The organism is Bulleidia extructa W1219 (assembly GCF_000177375.1).
Lineage (GTDB): Bacteria > Bacillota_I > Bacilli_A > Erysipelotrichales > Erysipelotrichaceae > Bulleidia > Bulleidia extructa.
Genome location: NZ_ADFR01000007.1, coordinates 55,177 through 76,082, shown reverse-complemented (window position 1 = coordinate 76,082; position 20,906 = coordinate 55,177). Strand labels below are relative to the sequence as shown.

Sequence of the window (20,906 nt, the reverse complement as noted above, 5' to 3'; positions counted from 1 at the left end):
ATAGAGTCAATAGATCCTTCAAGTGGATGGGGATCGTGTATAATGGTTCCATGGCTTATCTATCCATTACAGTTGACCACATACAGGATGTGGATATTTTTGAACAAGCAGGGGCTGAAGAATTTATTTTTGCTTTAAAAGAAAGCTGTTTTACCTCTGCTAAGTTATTTACAAAAGAAGATTTAATTCATTTGAAACAAGGGAAAATGAAGAAGAGAAAAATGGCTATTTTAATGAATCGCTTATTTTCTCAATTTGATATTCTTCAAGCCCAGAAAGATTTAGAAGATTTATTAAAGGCAGGAATTGAAAGTATTCTTTTTTCTGATCCGGGTTTACTAAAAAAAGCGAAAGAATTAGGTAAAATGGAGTGCATGGTTTATTCTCCTGAGACATTAGTGACTTCTTCATGGGATGCACAAGTTTGGATGAATTTTGGTCTTCAAAAAGCGGTGATTTCTCCTTTATTGACAGAAAGTGAAATTGTAGCGATTTCTTCTATTGTTCCTCATCTTTCTTTACCAATTCATGGCTATCAAATGATGGCTGTTTCCAAACGGCATTTACTAAGTGCTTATCGAAATTATACACACTTAAATCATGACTTAGTTCGTAATCAACACCTTTGGATTCAAGAAGTTCATCGTGACGGTCATATGCCGATTTATGAAGATGATTTTGGGACAGTGATTTATACGGATTTTGTGTTACAAAGTTTTAAACATATCCAAAAATTTGTGACCATAGGTGTGGAAAGATTAGAAATGAATGCACACTATTTAAGCACAGAAGAAAATAAACAAGCCATTGAAGCGTATGTGAAGATTTTAAATGGATCAAGTGGCGAAGAAGTGGAAGAAAGTTATAGAAAGGCGTTTTCAGATCTGCCATTGGAAGATGGGTATTATGGTCAAAAAACGATTAGGTGAAGGAATGAAAAAACCGGAATTGTTAGCACCGGCTGGCGATTTGGCAAGAGCGAAAACGGCCATTTTATATGGAGCGGATGCCATTTTCCTTGGTGGGCAGAATTTTTCATTACGTTCTAGGGCCTCAAATTTTAGTTTGAACGATATTCAAGAAGCTTGTGCTTTTGCAAAAGAACATGGTTCAAGAGTTCATGTGACGGTGAATGTGATTCCCCATCAAGAGGACTTCAACGGCCTCAAGATTTACCTAAAAAAGCTGGAAGAATTTGGGGTCACGGCTATTATTGTTGCTTCCCCGGCCATTATGCGTATCGCAAAAGAAGTGGCTCCTAAATTAGAAGTTCATTGTTCTACACAAATGTCAATCACCAATGTTGAAACAGCAAAATTTTTAGTGGATGAATTTCATTTGGATCGAGTGGTATTAGCCAGAGAGTGTTCTATTGAGGAAGTAAGAGCGATCACAAAAGAATGTCCTGTAGAAGTAGAAGCGTTTATTCATGGCGGAATGTGTGTCAATTATTCCGGACGTTGTACATTGTCGAATCGAATGACTTTGCGGGATGCCAATCGGGGAGGTTGTGCCCAATCGTGTCGTTGGGAATATAAGCTTTTTGATGGTGAAAAAGAGTTAAGTCAGGAACAGTTCTTTACGATGAGTTCAAAAGATTTAATGGCAGCGGAATATATTTATGATTTGATGATGGCCGGTGTCGCTTCTTTTAAAATTGAAGGTAGAATGAAGACAGAATATTATGTGGCTAATGTGGTTAGAGCGTATCGAGAATTGATCGATGCCATTTGGACAAAACGTGATCGTCTAAGTGATGAAGAAATGCTGGTTTATTTAAAAGAAATTGCCCGTGTTGAAAATCGTGAAACAGCAAGTGGTTTATATCCGGGTAAAGAAGATGAAAATACCATTCTATATCATCCGACCACCAATAATGATGTCAATCATGATTTTATTTCCACAATCATGGAATATGATCATGGATTCGTTAGAATGCAGGTTCGAAATGCTTTTTGTGTGGGAGAAACATTAGAAGTATTATCACCCGGTATGCCAAAACGATCTTTTGTTGTTAAACACATTCAGAATATGGATGGTGAAGTGATGGAAAGGGCGAAAAGACCGATGGAAATAGTAGAGATTCCGGTTCCTTTTGCGTTAAAGAAGGATGATATTATTCGGCGAGGTAGATCATGATTATAGAGGGAGCTACATCAGTCAAAGCGGCATTAGAAGCAAAAAAGAGAGTTGTAAATGCTTTATATGTAGATGACAAGAAAAAAGATCGAAATTTAAATTACATTTTGTTTAAAGCTCATGAAGCTCATGTGCCCGTTTATCGTTTAAAGCGAGAAGAAATCAATACGTTGGCTTTTGGGAAAACCCATGGGGGTCTTTTAGCTGATGTGGAAGAGAGAATCATGGATCACTTAGAGATTTCCAGAAGCTCATTTCTATTGGTGTTGGAAGGAGTTGTAGATCCTTTCAATTTTGGATATATGGTTAGAACAGCCTATAGTGCCGGGGTGGATGGTATTTTGATACCAGAGTATCATTGGCATGATTTGGAATCAGTGATTTTGAAATCATCAGCCGGGGCTTTTGATCATTGTTCTATCATTCCATCTAAAGATTTGGCTCAGGATTTAAGACTTCTTAAAGAGAAGGGGTTTACGATTTATGCAGGTTATCGAGACAACGCTATTGTGTATGATGAAGCTGATTATACCAATCCGACAGTCTTTTGCGTAGGTGGGGAGCTAAGAGGTTTATCAAAGCAGGTGTTAGAACAAGTGGATCAGGCAGTTTATATCCCTTATGCGAACGGTTTTAAAAATGCTTTAAATGCAGCAAGTGCTTGCTCGGTATTCTGTTTTGAAGTTTTAAGGCAAAGGAGACATCGATGATGGAAAGCATTACTTCTTTACAAAATCGGAAGGTAAAAATATGGACTTCTTTACAACATAAAAAGGGTAGAGATAGCCACCGATTATTCTTGGTGGAAACGGAACATTTGATAGAAGAGGCGCAAAAAGCACAAATTTTACAAACTATTATTTCAGATCAAAAGGGAGATATTTTGGTAACGGAAGCTATTTTGAAGAAGCTTAAGATATCACAATCAACGATTCACCGAATTGGTTTATGCCAAATGCCTCATTTTGAAAAAAAAGAAGTGAAAAAGGTGATTTTGTTGGATGAGATACAAGATCCTGGTAATCTTGGAACCATTATTCGAACAGCGAAATCTTTTGGTTATGAAGCGGTTTATTGTAGTGAAAATTGTTGTGATGCTTTTAATCCAAAATGTGTGCAAGCTTCTCAAGGAGCTATCTTTTCGATACCTGTTTTTCGTGAGGATTTAAAGAATGTTATTTCTTCTTTACAAGAAAGAGGAATCAAGGTTTTAGGAACCAGTCTTCAACAATCCATTCCTTTAAAAAAGGTGAAAAAAGAAGACGATATTGCCATTTTATTAGGAAATGAAGGTCAGGGAGTCAAAGGGAATTTGTTGGAGTTGTGTGATGAAATCACCAGAATAGAAATGAGTGGTTTTGAAAGTTTGAATGTTGCGGTAGCGGGAGCGATTCTCATGTATATGTTTCAATAAGACCATATCGGTCTTTTTTTCTTTACAAGATGATTTTCTTTGTGTATTCTAAAATTTATATTTCTAGAAGGGAAAGAACCATGAAAAAAAGAAAAGGTCTAAAAATCGTTCTCGGTCTATTGGTGGCTTTTTTATTAGTCATAACGGCAGTTTCTAATTATCTGTTTGAATACGCTGTGGCTCGTAGGGGAGATGGTGGTGATCGAAAAGTTAAAACCACTCAAATTCAGCCGGATAAAACTTCTTTAAAAGCAATGAAAGGTAAGAAAAAGGAAGAAGCGAAGGCTTACTTTGAAAAACAAGGTCTTCGAGAAGATAAGATGACATCTTATGATGGAACTCAATTGAAGTTGTTTTATGTTGAAAATCCGTCGGTCTCTAAATGGGTGTTGATGATTCATGGATATCGTTCTAAGCATGAGGAAATGTTGGCGTATGCGAAGTTATATCACAAACAAGGCTATAATGTTGTGATGCCTGATTTAAGGGCTAGTGGTCAATCTGAAGGTTCTTATGTTGGCATGGGAATGTTAGATAAAGAAGATATGAAATTTGTCTTACAATGGATCATCCGTCGTCATCGAAATGCTGAAATTGTGGTTCATGGTAATTCTATGGGGGCTGCAACAGCGTTATTATTGGCAGGAGAAAAAGAGGCCAGTCAGGTGAAAGCGTTTGTGGCGGATTCAGCTTATACAAGTGTCTATGAGATGTTTAAAGAGGAATTACAATTACGTTTTCATTTGCCTAGTTTTCCTTTATTGGATGTTGCCAGCTTGATTTCTAAAATGAGAGCCGGATATAGCTTTAAAGAAGTTTCGGTGATCCAAGCCATTAAAAGAAGCACCAAGCCCATTTTATTGATTCATGGTGAAAAGGATGATTTCGTTCCCTTTTCTATGATGCAAAGATTATATGATGCCAAAACACAAGGTAAGAAGAAACAATTGGTTTCCAAGAAAGCGGGTCATACAGAATCTTTATTTGATTTAGGAGATGTTTATGCCAAAACCATCTTTGATTTCATTCGATCATTGGATAACGCTGATGCGTTGTGATCAATCTAGTTCATTCAAAAAATGATAGAATGTCATTGGAGTTATAGAATTAAGGAGAATACTTAATTCTTTTTTTATTGAAGAATTTGAGTGAAAGGAGGTTCCCGTATAGTTTAAAAAGTGGGCATTAAAAAAGAAAAATACCTCAGAGTAGACTAAGATTACTGAAACGTTAAAGGTTATCTTAAAAAACAGAGAGGTATTTTAAATGAATTGTAATGCACAAAACAAAAGAATTAAAGAAGTTAAAAACTTTAGTAATCGGTATTGATGTTGGAAGTGATACGCACTATGCGAGAGCATTTAATAACCGAGGAATCGAATATTCCAAGAAGCCATTCCGGTTCTACAACATATGATGATTGAAAAAGATATTTCCAATCAAGATTTAATGAGAGATGCTAAGATTTCTGCAAATATAATTACAAAAATACGCCGTGGACAATATATGGCTTTAGATAAACTAGAAAGCATCTGTATGGCTTTAGGTTGCACCCCTAACGATATATTGGAATTTATACCGGAGGAAAAGAATAATGAGTAATGATATAAAATTATTTGAAGGAAATCAGATTCGATCTTCATGGGATAATGAAAAGGAAGAATGGTACTTTAGCATTGTTGATATTATAGGAGTTTTGACTGATAGCAAAGATTCCGGAGCATATTGGCGAAAATTAAAACAGAGGTTAAAAGAAGAAGGTAGTGAGGTCGTGACATTTTGTCACGTACTGAAATTAAAATCTCCTAAAGACGGTAAGATGTATAAAACAGATGTGGCTAGCTGAAGTTGGAAAAGAAAGAATCGATGAGACAATCGATCCAGAGCTTACAATAGATAGAGCGCTGGAAACATACTTGAAAAAAGGTTATACAAGAAAGTGGATAAATCAAAGATTGCAGGCTATTCAGGTAAGAAAAGGACTTACTGATTCTTGGCAAGAGCATGGCGTAACAAAAGGCAAAGAATATGCAATTCTTACTAATGAAATATCAAAGGCTTGGAGTGGAATGATCACAAGACAGTATAAAGATTTAAAAGGGCTTAAAAAAGAAAATCTAAGAGATAATATGTCAACTACTGAACTTATATTAAATGCTTGCAGAAACAGCTACGAAAGATATTGCAGAATCTACCAATCCTCAAGGTTTAGAATAAAATAAAAAAGTAGCAAAGCGTGGTGATAATATTGCCGGCAATGCCAGAAAGGAAATAGAAGTAGAAACGGGCAAGCCTGTCATTACATCAAAAAATGCAATTGACTTTGGGAAACTGATCGATGATGTTAGAGTTTACTTAGCTTGGTAAAGATAAAGAGATAAAGGTAGAATCTAGAATTTTGTTAGAAAATAAAGAATTATCAAATATAGAAAATGCCCCCAATACAGAAAATATGATTATCCACGGGGATAACGAGACAGGTTACTTATCATCAATTTTGTTATCATTGATAGATTCAATCTTTTTTGCAATCAACACCATAACTTCTAAGTTGCTCCATCAAATTTTCGGTAGCAAGGTCTATCTCTTCTTGTGTACTGCTAAGTACAAACTTTTTATGGTAAGCACTCGCATCAAACCTAAAGCTTCGACCAAAAATACCATCTTTTTTCTTTATTTTCATAATGCCTACGAAACTGCCGTATTTTCCCAATACATTTGAGAATATCACCGTTTCAATATCATTAATTCTGTATCTTACAGGTATTCCTGCCAAGACAACCAATTCATTTCCTTCGACCATAAAAACATCGTATTTCTGTTCCCCTCGGGAAAGCACTTTAACAAAAATGATTGTAGCAACTATGACTAAAATGATTGGTGGCACGATCATAAGACCAATTGTTTTGAACATACTTTTTCCTCCATATAAGCTCTATTTCCGTTTGGAAAATTTGTTCTAATAGAAAAAAAGGACTCTTTCCACTCAAAAATATCCTCTCTTAGATCCGTTGTCGGGAGGATAACCAAATTCTTCTTTAAACACCTCATTCACAAAACTGATGAAAATAAATGACAACGGATCAATTTCTTTGACAAATCTTGTAACGATTGTGTTAACCATCGTCTTTTCATCTTTTGAAAATCTCCCTCATGATCTTGAAACTGTTTTAACTATTTGAAAAGAGTCTTTAAACTGATCCTAAGATTTTTGGCACATTGTTTAAAAGAGAGTTCCGGGTATTCTTTACTATAAATGTCATACCATAATTAAGGGGGATTCCCTTTTTAATTTGACTTATTTTTATTCTAACACCAAAACGGTCTGATCATAAAGAAAGTAAGTGAATAGAAAGAATGAGAGAAATGGTATCAGATAAGGAATCAGGTCTTATCATTTCTATCAAGAGACGGAATGATTTTTTTGGCATATTTTTTTATATCTTTGGGGTATCGCCCTTTGTATTTTTTGAAACAGGTACTGAATTTGCTATGAGATGAATATCCTACGGCTTCAGCTATATCCTGAATTTTAAGGGAGGAGTTCAATAAAAGAATTTCCGCCATATTCATTCGTCGTTTTTGAGTATATTCGGTAATGGTGCATTGATATTTTTGTTTAAATAATTTTTTTAGCTTTGTACCACTCATAGTGGATATTTTTTCTAAAGTTTCTTGCGAGATGGATGTTGCATAATGATCGTCGATATAATTAGCAACATTTTTTAAAGCTTCATCATCGGCAATAGAGATAGGATTGTTGTATTTATTTAAAAATGAGTCTATTGTAATGCTTAACCATTCCTTTGCTTTTGATTCAAAGAAGATTTCAGCAGCAGGAGATCCCATTTTACAATTCAGTATATCTTTGGCAATTCTTTCTAAAAGTTTGTTTATGATGGTACTGGTATTAAAAAATAAATCTTCATAGTTACAAATTTTATTTTTATAAGAAGATAGGCATTCATCTATCATGGCTTGTTTGAAATTGATACCTATTCCTAAATAGGGAGAGCTTTTGTGAAGTATGAACTTATAGTTTTTAGAATTTTTTGTATTTATAACATAGAGTGAGTTTGAAGAAAGATTTTGATAAGGATTAAAACATTCTCCATTTGCAGTAACTAAATAAGAGGAGTAAAAGGAATAGAAATGGTCTAAACCGGAAAAACTGGTATGAATAATTTCTTTTTTTATGAAGACATCATGGATATCGATGGTAAAATTTTCTCCTTCATAAAACCAATAAATGCCTTCTGCATCCTCCGTGTTAAAACGGAATTCATGTCCTACAGTAGAGTATTTTGTATCGCTGATACATTCATCTGTAGAGAAAAAGTTTTTAACAAAGTTATAAAAATCACTCATATTATTCCTTTCATTTCTATATTTTATCCCAAGTAGACATTATCCCAATTAGACATAATTAGCTATATCTAATTGATTGAAATTTTCATTTATTTTATATTAAACAAGGGATAATAACAAGAAAAATATTTTGCAACAAGTCTGAAAAGGCTATTTATGAAATTTATTCATTTTAAAGAAAAGGAGGAGTTATTTAGTGAAGAATAAGAAAAAATCGATACTGAAAAGACTAATGCCTTATGCCGGTAAGAAAAGTGTTTTGCTTTATATGGCTATGCTGATGTCTGCTGTGTCGGGTATTATGGTCTTAATGCCTATGGTTTTTATTCATAGGATTGTCAATCATTTAATTTTAAATGAAATGGTGGATTTTGCTTATATAAAGGCAAATGCTATTTATGCGGCAGTATTTTCCGGTTTAGGTTTATTTATATATCTTATAGGTCTTGTTTTATCCCACATTTTTGCATTTGAAGTGGAAGATAATATTATTAAGACCTCGGTCAAAAAATTGATCAATAAACCATTAGGATATTTTGATGATAAGGAAAGTGGAAGAATAAGAAATGTAATTGTATCCGGAGCGTCTGAAACACATTCTTTTTTAGCGCATCAACTTCCTGATATGGCGATGACAATGATATCACCGATAGTTTTAATTGTGTTTTTCTTTATGTTTAATTGGAAATTAGGACTTGCCAGTATGATACCGATGATTATCGGCATGATATTAATGTCAGCGATGATGACATCGGAAACCAAGAAAATGAAGGATGAGTATTATGTAGAACTTTCCAACTTATCTTCTCAAACCGTGGAGTATGTTCGAGGAATTCCTGTTGTCAAAACATTTGCACAAAGTGTCGAGAGTTTTGATAAGTTATATTCGTTAATCATAAAAATAAAAGATCATGTACTTAAGCTTACTATGAGTTACACGAATAAAATGTCATGGTTTGAAACGGTTTCTACATCAACGGCATTTTTCTTAGTGCCTGTGGCATTGCTTTTAATAAAATTTAATGGAAACTTGTCTAATGTAGTTGCAGATTCTGTTATTTATTTTCTGATAGGACCGGCATTCGCTATTTTTATTATGAGAACTGCAACAATCACACAATTCAGCTACTTTGCAGAACTTGCTTTAGATAAAATTGAAAAGATACTTGAATTTGATGATTTTGTTTATGGAAATAAGACAAGCTCTGATGTAGGAATAGAATTTAAAAATGTAAGCTTTTCTTATGGTGGTGAAAATGTTCTAGATAATATTTCATTTCAAATAAACAAGGGAGAACGAGTGGCTTTAGTCGGTTCATCAGGTGGTGGTAAAACCACTATAGCAAGGCTTGCAGCAAGATTTTACGATATAAAATCAGGTGAGATTTATATTGGAGGAACGAATATAAAGGATTTTGAAAAAGAGGCTTTAATGAAAAAAATCGCTTTTGTTTTTCAAAATTCCAAGCTGTTTAAAATGAGCTTAAGAGATAATCTTTTGATAGCAAAACCTGATGCCACGGATCAAGAAATAGATAGTGCTTTAATCAGTTCGGGGTCTAAGGATATTGTTCAACGTTTGGAAAAGGGACTTGATACTGTTTACGGAACAAAAGGCACATATTTTTCAGGTGGAGAGGCTCAAAGGTTTTCTATCGCAAGAGCTTTTCTAAAAGATGCAGACATTATCATTTTGGACGAAGCTACAGCTTTTACAGATCCTGAAAATGAACATTTGATTCAGGAGTCTTTTAAGAAGCTGTCAAAAAACAAGACAACACTAATGATTGCTCATAGATTATCTACGGTAATAGAGGCGGATAAGATCCTCGTTATTGATAAGGGAAAAATTGTAGAAGAAGGCAAGCATGCGGATTTAATCCATATCAATGGGCATTATAAAAAGCTTTGGGAAGAATATCAAAAGTCCGTAAATTGGAAGATAGGAGGTTAAATGATGGTTTCTTATTTTATAAAACGATATGCTATGTCGGAAAAAGGAGCGGTGAACTTAAAAAAAGCTATTTTTTCGCATACACTGGTTAATTTAACAAAATTATTTTCGCCAACCATTGCTTTTCTGTTTTTATTTCAGTATATCGGCACTTTAAAAGGTGTTGAGAGCTATCATTTTACTCCTGTTCACTATATTGTACTGATTGTAGTGATGATGATTGTGATGTTTTTAATAGCAAGATGGGATTATGTAAGACTTTACACCAATGTGTACAACGAGAGTGCAAATTCAAGAATTGATTTGGCGGAAAGATTAAAGAAATTGCCTCTTTCTTATTTTGGTAAAAGAGATTTGGCAGATCTTTCTGAAACGATGATGAATGACATGGGCTTGTATGAAACAATTTTTTCTCATGCTGTTCCTCAAATATATGCCACCATTATTTCCACAGGTGTTATCGCTTTAATGCTCATTATCTATAATTGGAAACTGGCTCTTGCAGCATTGTGGGTCATTCCGATTTCCATTCTAATCATATTTTTATCAAAGAAAAGTCAGAAAAAAATAGTGCAAAAATGGATGGATGATCATCGCAAAGTATTTGATGACTTGCAGGAAAAGATAGAGCAAATTGAACAAATAAAATCTTACAATTTAGAAGATAGGATGCTGAACGATTTTTTTGAAAAATTAAACAAATCGACAAAACAGAAAACAAAAGGTGAAGTTGTTGCCGGAACACTTACAGGCATAGCTACGGCAATTTTAAAGCTCGGAATGATAAGCGTTGCTATTATCGGAATAAACATGCTGATGGCAGGTGAGGTAAGTGTGCTGGTTTATATAGCCTTTTTAATGATGACAACAAGTATCTATCTTCCGATAGAGGGGATCATCACTTTCATGTCTATGATAGTGATGCTGGATGCTGTGGTTGGAAGAATAAAGGAAATAAAAACCATGCCTATCCAAGAGGGTAGAAAGCATATGGAAATCAAAAATTATGATATTGAGTTCAAGGATGTTTATTTTGGATACGATGATCATTCTGTCATAAATGGTGTGAGTTTTACTGCAAAGCAAGGTGAAATCACTGCGTTAATCGGTTCAAGCGGAAGTGGAAAAACAACCCTTACCAAGCTTGCGGCAAGATTTTGGGATATAGATAGGGGAAAAATTTTGATCGGTGGCGAAGATATTAGTGGGATTGATCCGGAAACACTCCTTAAAAATTTCTCTATAGTATTTCAAGAGGTTACCCTTTTTAATGCAAGCATCAAAGATAATATAAAAATTGGTAAAAAGGATGCTACAGACGAGGAGATTGTAAGAGCGGCTAAAATAGCAAGATGCTATGAATTCATCCATAAAATGCCAGAAGGAATAGATACGATAATTGGAGAGAACGGACAAAGATTATCCGGTGGAGAAAGACAAAGAATATCCATAGCCAGAGCCATCTTGAAAGATGCACCGATGATACTGCTTGATGAAGCTACAGCTTCTCTTGATGTTGAAAATGAAAGTTTGATTCAAGAAGCTTTATCTGCACTGATAAAAGAAAAAACCGTTATCGTTATTGCTCATAGACTGAGAACAATAAGAAATGCGAATAAAATCGTATTGTTAAATTCAGGGAAAATAGAAGCAATAGGGACAGATGAGGAACTTTGTAAAACTTCAGAATTTTATAAAACAATGCTTAAAAAATCAAATATTCAGTGAAAATTCCAAACTTATATTTTTTGATGAGCCTACAAGTGGATGGGTTATTACAATATGATGAATATTTCTCATATAATCAATGAATGCAAAAGTGATCATCAACTAATATTCATTGTTTCCCACAACTAAGAATTTTTAAATTCGATAGCTGACTATATTCTGTATTTATAGATATCAGCAGAGTATACTAGTACTTTTAAAAAATTCTAAAAGAGATGTTAAAAAAGATAAAGAAATAAGGAAACAGGCAAAGAAAAAAGAGGCTTATAGCCTCGGATCAAACCATCTGTGTTACGAGCGGTCATGATTTTTTTGCTGGCGATATTGATTGGGTGAAGAGCCATATTCCTTTTTGAACTGGCGATTAAAATAACTGGCTTGTGAAAATCCGCATTCAAAAGCAATATCAGTAATGGAACGATGACTATTTTTTAACAATTGACTACTAACTTCTAAACGATAGCGATTTAAAAAATCAATCGGAGATTTTCCTGTATACTCTTTGAATAAACGAATACAGGTACTTTTAGATACAAGACCTGCTTGAGCAATTTTTTCTAATGTTAGATGCTCTGCGTAGTGTTCATAAATATAAAGAGTCATCTTTCTTTGAATGGTACTGTTCAGGTCATAGTTTTCTTGAAGCAGTTTTTCTTGTTGGTGATGGGCTAAGTATAATCTTCTTAAAAGAAGATAAATCAAACCGATGGTTTCCATTTCATAGCCGACCGGTTTTTCACTATTTAATCGGTCAATTTCGTCGATTAAATGGATTAGTTCAGCTCCCATTCCTGACTTGAATTTTAATTGCATGTGTGAAAAGGCGGTCTCTTCTTGGAGCGGTTTGACGTACTTTTGATAGATTTCCGGATTATGAATAAAGTAATCCGGATCAAAAATAAGTACTTTTTTTCGACATCGCTCCTTTTTTTGGTTTAAAATACGATGAATCCGAGAACGATTGATGATACATAGATCACCAGGATGAGCTAGAAAAGTTTTGCCTGAAACGTGACACTGGTATTCTCCTTCTAGGATCTCAATGAATTCAAAAGAATGGTGCCAATGGGCTAATTCATCAATTTCTTCTATTTCATTTTTTTCAATTAAAAAGGGAATAATGAAGTTCTGTTTTGTCATAAAAATAACTCCTTGGAAATATTATACAATTAATTGACTATTAAATACTATTATTACTTTGATTTTGGCTATAATATTTAAACATAAGGATGAAATATCCAAGGAGGAAAAATATGAACGATCAATTAAATGTATTATTGGCTGATTTAGAAGTTTTTTATCACAAACTACAAAGTTTTCACTGGTATGTTGCAGGAGAAATGTTCTTTCAAATACACGCTAAGTTAGAAGAATATTACGACATGGTATCTGAACAGGTGGATGAAGTAGCTGAAATGATTTTAATGAATGAAGGGAAGCCGGTTTCTTTATTAACTGATTTTAAATCGTTATCCAATATTCAAGAATCTAAGAATGAATTCCATGGGGAAGTAGACTTAGTATTAAAAGAAGTGAAGAATGATTTTGAAAGTCTTTTGATGGAAGTTAAAGCAATTAAGAAAGCAGCAGATGAGGAGGATAATTATTTAGTTTCTGCCAAAATGGATGACTATATTTCTTCTTACAGCAAACAAATCTGGATGTTGAAACAATTTTTATACAAGTAAGCTTAGTGTTTATTTTTCGGCAAAGAAAAAGGCAGTATTTGATCATACTGCCTTTTAACTTTTTAGTGGTGATCGTAAGTGATGATTTCACCTGTATAAGCGGCTTTTAAGATATCCATCATATCTTGAATCATTGGCACCCGAGGGTTTGCTGGGGAACATTGATCTTCATACGCTAAGTAAGCGATTTTTTCTCTCTTTTCATCCCAAGTTTTTTCATCAATACCTTGCGATTTGAAATTCATTTCCATCCCAACATCAACGCCTAAGTCATGGACGGCTTGTGCAAACTTTTCAACTCCTTCTTGAATCGTTTTAAACTTCAATCCGATGGCATGCGCCAATTCACAATAACGTTCATCAGCATTGTAATATTGGTACTTAGGCCATAAACCCGGTTTTTCAGGTTTCGTACCATTATAGCGGATCACATAAGGTAAGAAGGTTGCACATGTTCTTCCATGAACGGTGTGGAATTCAGCTCCTATTTTATGAGAGAGAGAGTGGCACATCCCTAAGTAAGCATTCGCAAAAGCCATACCTGCCATAGTGGAAGCGTTATGCATCTTTTCACGAGCTTCTTCATCTTTAGCTCCGTTATGAACAGCACGAGATAAGTATTGGAAGACCATAGTGACAGCTTTAAGAGCTAAGGCATCGGTATAGTCAGTTGCCATAACGGAAACATAAGCTTCACAAGCATGAGTTAGAACATCCATACCGGAATCAGCTGTTACTTTAGAAGGTAAGTTCATCACTAAAGCAGGATCCACGATGGCTACGGTTGGTGTTAAGGAATAGTCTGCTAATGGATACTTCAAGTTCTTTTCTTTATCAGTAATGACCGCAAATGGAGAAACTTCAGAACCGGTACCGGAAGTTGTTGGGATACAGACTAGGTTTGATTTCTTTCCTAATTCAGGGTATTGGAAAGCACGCTTACGAACGTCCATGAATTTTTGTTTCAAATCGGCGAAATCGACTTCCGGATGTTCATAGAAAAGCCACATACCCTTAGCTGCATCCATAGCGGATCCACCACCTAAAGCAATAATGGTATCCGGTTTAAAGGATTGCATCAATTCCCATCCTTTCTTAACGGTTTGTAAGCTTGGATCCGGTTCAACATCACAGAACAATTGAACTTGAACTTGATTGTCACGAGAGGCTAATTGTTCACGAATGCGTTGCACATAACCTAAGTCAACCATGGTGCGATCTGTCACGATGAAGGCACGTGAGATTTCACGCATATCGCGTAAGTAAGTGATGGAATTTTGTTCGATATAAATCTTGCTTGGAATTTTGAACCATTGCATTGTATTTCTTCTCTTTCCTATCTTTTTGACATTGATTAAGTTGATTGGACCAACATTGCCAGATACTGAGTTATGTCCATATGATCCACAACCTAGGGTTAAGGATGGGATGAAGGAGTTATAGATATTACCAATACCACCAAAGGTTGTAGGAGAATTCCAAATAAGGCGGCAAGCTTTCATACGTTTTCCAAATTCTTTCGCTAATTCTTCATTTCTGGTATGGATAGCAGCGGTATGACCTATTCCATTTAACATAACAGTTGCTTCAGCTTTATTGAAACCATCAACGATGTTATCTGCTTTTTCCATGGCTAGAACAGGAGATAATTTTTCACGAGATAAAGGTTCTTTGACACCCGGTTCTTTGATTTCGGCAATCAAGATAGAAGTTTTAGGATCCACTGTGAATCCGGCTTGTTCGGCAATCCAAGCAGCTGCTTTACCCGCTACAGCACTATTTAATTTGGCTTGTTCAACATCTTTTGAATTGGCTTCAAAACCAAACATATATTTCTCTAATAATTTCTTTTCCTTTGCATTGCAGAAGTGCACATTATAATGTTTGAATTCTTCTTTGACATCATCATAAATTTCTTTATCGACAATGACGGTTTGTTCAGAAGCACAAATCATACCGTTATCGAAAGCTTTTGACATGGCAATATCGTTGACAGCTTGTTTGATGTGGGCAGTTGCTTCAATGTAAGCAGGGGCATTACCGGCTCCAACACCTAAGGCAGGTTTGCCACAACTATACGCCGCCTTAACCATCGCATTACCACCGGTTGCTAAAATGGTGGAAACACCACTATGATTCATCAAAGCGGAAGTCGCATCCATGGAAGGATGTTCAATCCATTGAATACAATTCTTAGGGGCACCAGCATTGACTGCGGCTTCGTAAACGATACGAGCTGCTTCAGCAGAAGATTTTTGAGCATTAGGATGGAACGCAAAGATAATGGGATTTCTTGTTTTTAAGGAAATCAGACTTTTAAAAATAGCCGTTGAAGTGGGGTTAGTAACAGGGGTTAAACCGGCAATAACACCCACCGGTTCAGCTACTTCAGTAATGCCTGTGACAGGATCTTCACTGATGACACCAACGGTTTTTAAATGGCGCATATAGTTCACCATGTATTCACAAGCGAATAGGTTTTTAGTGGCCTTATCTTCAAAGACACCACGACCGGTTTCTTCTACTGCTAAACGAGCTAGGGTACCATGTTGATCAAGAGCGGCGACCGTGGCTTTAGCCACGATATAGTCGATTTTTTTCTGATCATAGTCAGCGTAATCATCTAGTGCAACTAATGCTTTAGTGACCAATTCGTTGACTTCTTCTTGAGGACTTAACATTTTCTCTGACATAACTTTCTCCTTCGTTATTGTTTTCACAAATACTATTTTACATGGTCGGAAAAGGATTGCAATAGCATTTATTATTTTTTTCACATGTAAGCGATTCCAATTCCTCATTTCATCTAATCGTTTCCAGTTACCTAGAAAAAAGGTTGATATTTCTATCAACCAAAATCAATAATAGCCAAATCCTTTTTCATTAAGAACGGGATCCATTTCTTTAATTTGATAATCTTCTACTTGAATAAAACGACCATCACCTCGTTGAATCCGGTCTAAAAAGATTAAGATTTTAGATTCATCTCCTTGTATGTAAAATTCAACATTTCCATTGCTCAAATTTTTGACTGACCCGGTTAAATCAAGTCGCAAAGCATTGTATTGACAAAAATAACGAAAACCAACCCCTTGCACACGGCCACTTACTATCCCATAATAACGCTTCATACTATAAATATTATGGATGAAAAGCTATACTAAAGACAAGGAGTCTTTATGAAACAAATCATTTTATCCACTGTTTCTTTAGCGCAATCTTGGTTAGTTGAGGATCTTTTAGATGTTTTGAATCAAGAAAAACGTGTTTTTGTTCTGACTTGCATTCGAGAGGAATTTCAAATGATTGGAGAAAGCGTAGAAGTCTTAAGTCAAAAAGAAATTGCCCGCTCTCTTTTGCGTTATGGAGTTTTGAAAACTCAAATCACTTTTTGTCGGTTAGTAGAACACAACGTTTCTAAAATCAAGAGGGCATTGGAGAATTGTGATGTCTTTATTTTTGTTGGAAATGATGCTCATTTAGCCCATCATCGTTTGGTGGATTTTCATCTGATTTCTGCTGTTAAACATTATGAGAAAACAAAAATATTGATTGGATCCATGATTTATCTATTTTTGGAAGATAGCCAACTTTGTCCTATTGAAAGTGATTTGAAAAGTCTAACAAACTTTGATGTATTTCTTCATTATATTGAAAGCCTAGAAAGTTTACGAAGTATCTTGAATGTATTAGAAGATAAAGATCGGTTAGTGATTGCTTTAGGAGAAAATGCCGGTTTTATTGATGAAGAAGGAGAATTGTTCCCTTTAGGTGATGCTTATCTATTTCAACCAACTCAGATAGATGAACTTTATGAAGCTTATCACACGTATCAAGAAAGTTAGACTAAAAAATATTGAAAATGAGCTGATTTATTTCTATAATCTAAGTAATACAGCGATAAAAGAGTAGTAACTTTCAAGTCAATTAGTTAGAGAGATTCCGGTAGCTGAAAAGGGATTCTAGTTGAGAAAGTGAATTCACTTTTGGAGTGAGACTAATCCTCTCCGCTAACGCCCGTTAAGCGTAATCAAGTTGCGTATGAAAAGCATACGAAACAGGATGGTACCGCGTATACTTACGTTCCTGAATGTCAGGAATGTTTTTTTATGGAGAAAGGAATACGATGAACAAATCAATCCAACAATTACAAGAAGTAGCTTTAAAAAAGATTCAAGAAGCTAAAGATTTAAATGCTTTAAATCAATTAAGAATTGATTACTTAGGAAAAAAAGGCTCTGTGCAGGCTTTGATGAGCCAAATGAAGGAATTGCCAAAGGAAGAAAAACCCGTTTTTGGACAAGAAGTGAATACTTTAAAACAAAGTGTTTCTAAAGCGATAGAACAGGCACAACAGATATTGGAAGAAAAACAGTTGAGTGCTCGCTTAGAAAAAGAAAAAATTGATATTAGTTTAAGAGGTCATCAAAGAAAAATGGGTAGTAAACATCCTTTATTAGCGATTCAAGATGGTATTGAAGAGTTATTTTTAGGGATGGGATATACCATTGCAGATGGACCGGAGGTGGAATTGGATCATTATAATTTTGAATTAGCAAACATTCCTAAAGATCATCCGGCCAGAGATATGCAAGATACTTTTTACATTGATCCTAATACGTTATTAAGAACACATACTACAGCCATGCAAATGAGAGAATTGGAAAAAGCGAAAGGGAAGGGGCCAATTAAATTGATTTGTCCTGGAAAGGTTTATCGTCGTGATGATGATGATGCGACTCATTCTCATCAATTTATGCAATGTGAAGGCTTGGTTGTAGGAGAAGATATTCGTTTATCGGATTTAAAAGGCACTTTATTAGCTTTAGCCAATACCATGTTTGGTAAGGGTAGACAAATTCGTTTCCGCCCTTCTTATTTTCCTTTTACAGAACCATCGGTTGAAGTGGATGTGTCTTGTCCGTTTTGTGAAAGCAAGGGATGCCATGTTTGTAAACAATCCGGTTGGATTGAAATTTTGGGAGCAGGAATGGTTCATCCAAAAGTGTTAGAAATGAATGGTTTTGATTCTAAAAAATATAATGGTTTTGCGTTTGGAGTCGGCTTAGAAAGGGTAGCCATGTTGAAATATGGCATTGATGATATCCGCCATTTCTATACCAATGATACTCGATTCTTGGATCAGTTTCGGGAATTAGACTAGGGGGAAAGAAAAGATGAAATTAAGTTATAACTGGTTATCTCAATATGTGGATTTAAAGGGAATTTCTCCGACTGAATTGGCACAATCATTAACCCGTTCTGGTCATGAGGTGGAAGGGTTGAATACTTTGGCGAATGCCAGTGGTTTGGTGATTGGTGAAATTATTGAATCAGACTTGATTCCGGAAACGCATTTGCATAAAGCACAAGTTCGTATTTCTAATCATGATGTGAAACAAATTATTTGTGGAGCACCAAATTGCCGATCTGGTTTAAAGGTTATTGTGGCTTTGCCTGGTGCAAAATTACCGATTGGTGAAATTAGTGCTAAATCTCTTCATGGGTTGGAATCTTATGGCATGTTATGCAGTTTAAAAGAATTAGGGGTGGATTTGAAACTTCTCAATGAAGCACAAATCAATGGGATAGAAGAATTGCCTCAAGAAGCACCAGTTGGGGAAACAGATGTGTTGGCTTATCTTGGCCTAGACGATACGATTTTAGATGTTTCTTTAACCGCTAATCGATCAGATTGTTTATCTATTTGGGCAATGGCAAGAGAAGTGGCCGCTATTGTTGGTCGTAAAGTGACACTGCCTGAACTTCAAAAGCATGTTGAAAAACCTTCTTCTTTTCAAGTTGTATTAAAGAGTGAAAAAGCTCCTTATTATTTAGGAAAAGTGATTGGTCATATCAAGGTAGGACCTAGTCCGAAATGGTTAAAAGAAGTATTGATTTCTTCGGGAATCAACAGTATCAATAATGTGGTCGATATCTCAAATTATGTGATGTTGGAAACGGGACAACCGCTTCATTTCTATCAATTGAATAAATTAAAAAACCATTCTATTGAGGTGGTAGATGGTCGTCGGGAGAAGATTAAAGCTCTTGATGGAATGGAATTTCAATTAGAATCGGAAGATATTGTGATTGAAACGAATGGTACTTTTGCCGGAATTGCCGGCATCATGGGTGGAGAAGAATCCATGATTGATGATGAAACGGTGGCTATTTTTATGGAAGCGGCTCATTTCTCTCCTGTTCAAATTCGTCATACTTCTATTCGTTTAAATTTGGTGACCGAAGCTGCTTCTCGTTTTATTAAGGGTATTGACCCTTTAGCGGCTCAACAAGCTATTCAAAGAGCGACGGATTTATTAGTGGAATGGGCTGATGGCGGAGAAATTGAAGAAACGGTTGAAGTGGGTCATGATGGCTATACACCAATTAAAATTAAGGAATCTTTGACCCGTTTAAATCAGGTTTTAGGAACAAAATTCACTATGAATCAAGTGACTTCAGTGCTGGAAAGATTGAATTTTGCGCCGTTAGTTCAAGGCGATGAAGTGGTTTGTCATATTCCAAGCTATAGAAGGGATATGGAGTTGGCTGCGGACGTACAAGAAGAAGTGATTCGTTTATTAGGATACGATGATTTAGAAACAACTTTGCCACGCATGGAAGCTAATGTTGGTGAAAGAAATGAACGTCAGGTAGCGAAGCGAAAGACTCGAGAAACATTGATTTCTTTAGGCTTACAAGAAATAGTAACTTATACTTTGCAATCAAAAGAAGAAAGTGAAAAGTCCCTATGGCCTTTGGGTGAAGCCATTGTTTTATCCATGCCGATGTCGGAAGCAAGAAGCCATATTCGAACATCTTTAATGAGATCTGTTTTAGCGAGTGCTCAATACAATATTGCTCATAAGAATTATCCATTAGCTTTTTATGAAATTTCAAAGGTATATGCGAAAGGATCTGAACAGGAACGTCTAGCGATTTTCTTAGAAGGAAATTACCAAGAAGATAAACTGTTTGGATTAGAAGAGAAGAGTGACTTCTATACTCTAAAGGGCATTATAATGAGCTGGTTAGAGAAGTTTGGTTTGCCTCAAGAGCGGATTGAAATCAATGAAAATAATCGGTATGACGATCATTTTCACCCTTATCGATCGGCCTTGGTGAATCTGGATGGTCAATTCTTAGGTGTTTTTGGTGAAGTGCATCCAAAACTTCAGAAAGAATATTCTTTAAAAGAAGCCTTATATGCTGAAATAGATTTAGAAGTGTTCTATCAAGCTAAAATAGATCGCCTTCACTTCAAAGAATTAGATCGTTATCCATCAATTGATCGTGATATTGCCTTAGTGGTTAAAAAAGATGTTCCGGCACAAAAAAATGGTGGATACGATCCGTCAATATGGTAAGAAAATTGTTCGCCAAGTCGATATTTTTGATATTTATGAAGGGGAACATGTGGAAAAAGGGTATAAGTCTGTTGCGTTAAGAATTCGTTACCAAGATGCAGATCATACTTTACAAGACGCGGAAGTAAGTGAAGTTCATGAGGTCATTCTTCATGAATTGGAAAAACAATGTCAAGCGATACTAAGATCGTAAAATAAATAAAGGAAATGTTCGTAAACATTTCCTTTATTTTTTGATCAAGATT

The 20,906-nt window shown here is 35.3% G+C and carries 21 protein-coding genes and 1 other annotated feature; of the genes, 15 read left to right on the top strand and 6 right to left on the bottom strand.

The annotated features are described in order from the left end of the window. Positions 1 to 50: 50 nt before the first annotated feature. The 8 genes from HMPREF9013_RS03980 (at position 51) to HMPREF9013_RS07615 (ending at position 5,775) form a co-directional block, all read left to right on the top strand. A complete protein-coding gene (locus HMPREF9013_RS03980; protein ID WP_198002125.1) occupies positions 51 to 929 on the top strand; it encodes a U32 family peptidase in 879 nt (292 codons plus the stop codon). Continuing rightward, positions 907 to 2,139, top strand: a complete 1,233-nt coding sequence (locus tag HMPREF9013_RS03975) for a peptidase U32 family protein (protein WP_006627092.1) — start codon at positions 907 to 909, stop codon at positions 2,137 to 2,139. Before HMPREF9013_RS03980 ends, HMPREF9013_RS03975 begins: the two co-directional genes overlap by 23 nt. Then, a complete protein-coding gene (locus HMPREF9013_RS03970; protein ID WP_006627091.1) occupies positions 2,136 to 2,849 on the top strand; it encodes a TrmH family RNA methyltransferase in 714 nt (237 codons plus the stop codon). Before HMPREF9013_RS03975 ends, HMPREF9013_RS03970 begins: the two co-directional genes overlap by 4 nt. Further along, positions 2,846 to 3,553: a TrmH family RNA methyltransferase gene (locus HMPREF9013_RS03965; RefSeq protein ID WP_006627090.1), complete on the top strand. Its 708-nt coding sequence runs from the start codon at positions 2,846 to 2,848 to the stop codon at positions 3,551 to 3,553. The genes HMPREF9013_RS03970 and HMPREF9013_RS03965 overlap by 4 nt, the downstream gene beginning before the upstream one ends. 80 nt (positions 3,554 to 3,633) lie before the next feature. Next, the gene (locus HMPREF9013_RS03960) at positions 3,634 to 4,611 is read left to right on the top strand and encodes an alpha/beta hydrolase (protein ID WP_006627089.1); all 978 of its coding nucleotides are present in this window, start codon (positions 3,634 to 3,636) and stop codon (positions 4,609 to 4,611) included. 358 nt (positions 4,612 to 4,969) lie between these two features. Next, positions 4,970 to 5,155 (top strand): helix-turn-helix domain-containing protein, encoded by a 186-nt coding sequence (locus HMPREF9013_RS03955; RefSeq protein WP_156780633.1) that lies wholly within the window; start codon positions 4,970 to 4,972, stop codon positions 5,153 to 5,155. After that, positions 5,148 to 5,399 (top strand): BRO-N domain-containing protein, encoded by a 252-nt coding sequence (locus tag HMPREF9013_RS07620; protein WP_006627087.1) that lies wholly within the window; start codon positions 5,148 to 5,150, stop codon positions 5,397 to 5,399. The genes HMPREF9013_RS03955 and HMPREF9013_RS07620 overlap by 8 nt, the downstream gene beginning before the upstream one ends. Next, positions 5,386 to 5,775, top strand: a complete 390-nt coding sequence (locus tag HMPREF9013_RS07615; RefSeq protein ID WP_006627086.1) for a hypothetical protein — start codon at positions 5,386 to 5,388, stop codon at positions 5,773 to 5,775. The genes HMPREF9013_RS07620 and HMPREF9013_RS07615 overlap by 14 nt, the downstream gene beginning before the upstream one ends. Before the next feature lie 293 nt (positions 5,776 to 6,068). Here HMPREF9013_RS07615 and HMPREF9013_RS03945 read toward each other — a convergent pair whose 3' ends face one another. The 3 genes from HMPREF9013_RS03945 to HMPREF9013_RS03940 form a co-directional block, all read right to left on the bottom strand. Continuing rightward, on the bottom strand, positions 6,069 to 6,467 hold the full coding sequence (locus tag HMPREF9013_RS03945) for a hypothetical protein (RefSeq protein WP_006627085.1): 399 nt from the start codon (positions 6,465 to 6,467) through the stop codon (positions 6,069 to 6,071). Between the two features lie 72 nt (positions 6,468 to 6,539). Next, entirely contained in the window at positions 6,540 to 6,677 is a 138-nt protein-coding gene (locus HMPREF9013_RS07450; protein ID WP_006627083.1) for a hypothetical protein, read from the bottom strand. Between the two features lie 260 nt (positions 6,678 to 6,937). Further along, positions 6,938 to 7,921, bottom strand: a complete 984-nt coding sequence (locus HMPREF9013_RS03940) for a helix-turn-helix domain-containing protein (protein WP_006627082.1) — start codon at positions 7,919 to 7,921, stop codon at positions 6,938 to 6,940. Positions 7,922 to 8,117: 196 nt separating this feature from the next. On the opposite strand from HMPREF9013_RS03940, the gene HMPREF9013_RS03935 reads away from it, so the two are divergent. Beyond that, positions 8,118 to 9,875: an ABC transporter ATP-binding protein gene (locus tag HMPREF9013_RS03935; protein WP_006627081.1), complete on the top strand. Its 1,758-nt coding sequence runs from the start codon at positions 8,118 to 8,120 to the stop codon at positions 9,873 to 9,875. Further along, positions 9,876 to 11,603, top strand: coding sequence for an ABC transporter ATP-binding protein (locus HMPREF9013_RS03930; RefSeq protein ID WP_006627080.1), 1,728 nt, complete (start codon positions 9,876 to 9,878; stop codon positions 11,601 to 11,603). It abuts the gene before it with no gap. A gap of 291 nt (positions 11,604 to 11,894) precedes the next feature. Here the strand turns inward: HMPREF9013_RS03930 and HMPREF9013_RS03925 are convergent, their stop codons facing one another. Then, positions 11,895 to 12,743: an AraC family transcriptional regulator gene (locus tag HMPREF9013_RS03925; protein ID WP_006627079.1), complete on the bottom strand. Its 849-nt coding sequence runs from the start codon at positions 12,741 to 12,743 to the stop codon at positions 11,895 to 11,897. 113 nt (positions 12,744 to 12,856) lie between these two features. Here HMPREF9013_RS03925 and HMPREF9013_RS03920 point away from each other — a divergent pair, with 113 nt between their 5' ends. Next, entirely contained in the window at positions 12,857 to 13,291 is a 435-nt protein-coding gene (locus HMPREF9013_RS03920; RefSeq protein ID WP_040333481.1) for a Dps family protein, read from the top strand. A 62-nt stretch (positions 13,292 to 13,353) separates the two neighbouring features. On the opposite strand, the gene adhE is transcribed toward HMPREF9013_RS03920, so the two are convergent. Together adhE and HMPREF9013_RS03910 are read right to left on the bottom strand one after the other, a co-directional pair. Continuing rightward, a complete protein-coding gene (gene adhE, locus HMPREF9013_RS03915) occupies positions 13,354 to 15,984 on the bottom strand; it encodes a bifunctional acetaldehyde-CoA/alcohol dehydrogenase (protein WP_006627077.1) in 2,631 nt (876 codons plus the stop codon). 165 nt (positions 15,985 to 16,149) lie between these two features. Further along, positions 16,150 to 16,422 (bottom strand): acylphosphatase, encoded by a 273-nt coding sequence (locus HMPREF9013_RS03910; protein ID WP_006627076.1) that lies wholly within the window; start codon positions 16,420 to 16,422, stop codon positions 16,150 to 16,152. A 48-nt stretch (positions 16,423 to 16,470) separates the two neighbouring features. Between HMPREF9013_RS03910 and HMPREF9013_RS03905 the strand changes: the two genes are divergently transcribed. The 4 genes from HMPREF9013_RS03905 (at position 16,471) to HMPREF9013_RS07610 (ending at position 20,854) form a co-directional block, all read left to right on the top strand. Further along, positions 16,471 to 17,136: a hypothetical protein gene (locus tag HMPREF9013_RS03905; RefSeq protein WP_006627075.1), complete on the top strand. Its 666-nt coding sequence runs from the start codon at positions 16,471 to 16,473 to the stop codon at positions 17,134 to 17,136. Between the two features lie 43 nt (positions 17,137 to 17,179). Beyond that, positions 17,180 to 17,382 (top strand) — a binding site (T-box leader). Positions 17,383 to 17,417: 35 nt separating this feature from the next. Next, a complete protein-coding gene (pheS, locus tag HMPREF9013_RS03900) occupies positions 17,418 to 18,455 on the top strand; it encodes a phenylalanine--tRNA ligase subunit alpha (RefSeq protein ID WP_006627074.1) in 1,038 nt (345 codons plus the stop codon). A 13-nt stretch (positions 18,456 to 18,468) separates the two neighbouring features. Further along, the gene (gene pheT, locus HMPREF9013_RS03895) at positions 18,469 to 20,661 is read left to right on the top strand and encodes a phenylalanine--tRNA ligase subunit beta (protein ID WP_006627073.1); all 2,193 of its coding nucleotides are present in this window, start codon (positions 18,469 to 18,471) and stop codon (positions 20,659 to 20,661) included. Further along, positions 20,636 to 20,854 carry a phenylalanine--tRNA ligase subunit beta-related protein gene (locus tag HMPREF9013_RS07610; RefSeq protein WP_232209565.1) on the top strand — a complete coding sequence of 73 codons (219 nt, stop codon included), beginning with the start codon at positions 20,636 to 20,638 and terminating at the stop codon, positions 20,852 to 20,854. The genes pheT and HMPREF9013_RS07610 overlap by 26 nt, the downstream gene beginning before the upstream one ends. The last annotated feature ends 52 nt before the right edge of the window (positions 20,855 to 20,906 follow it).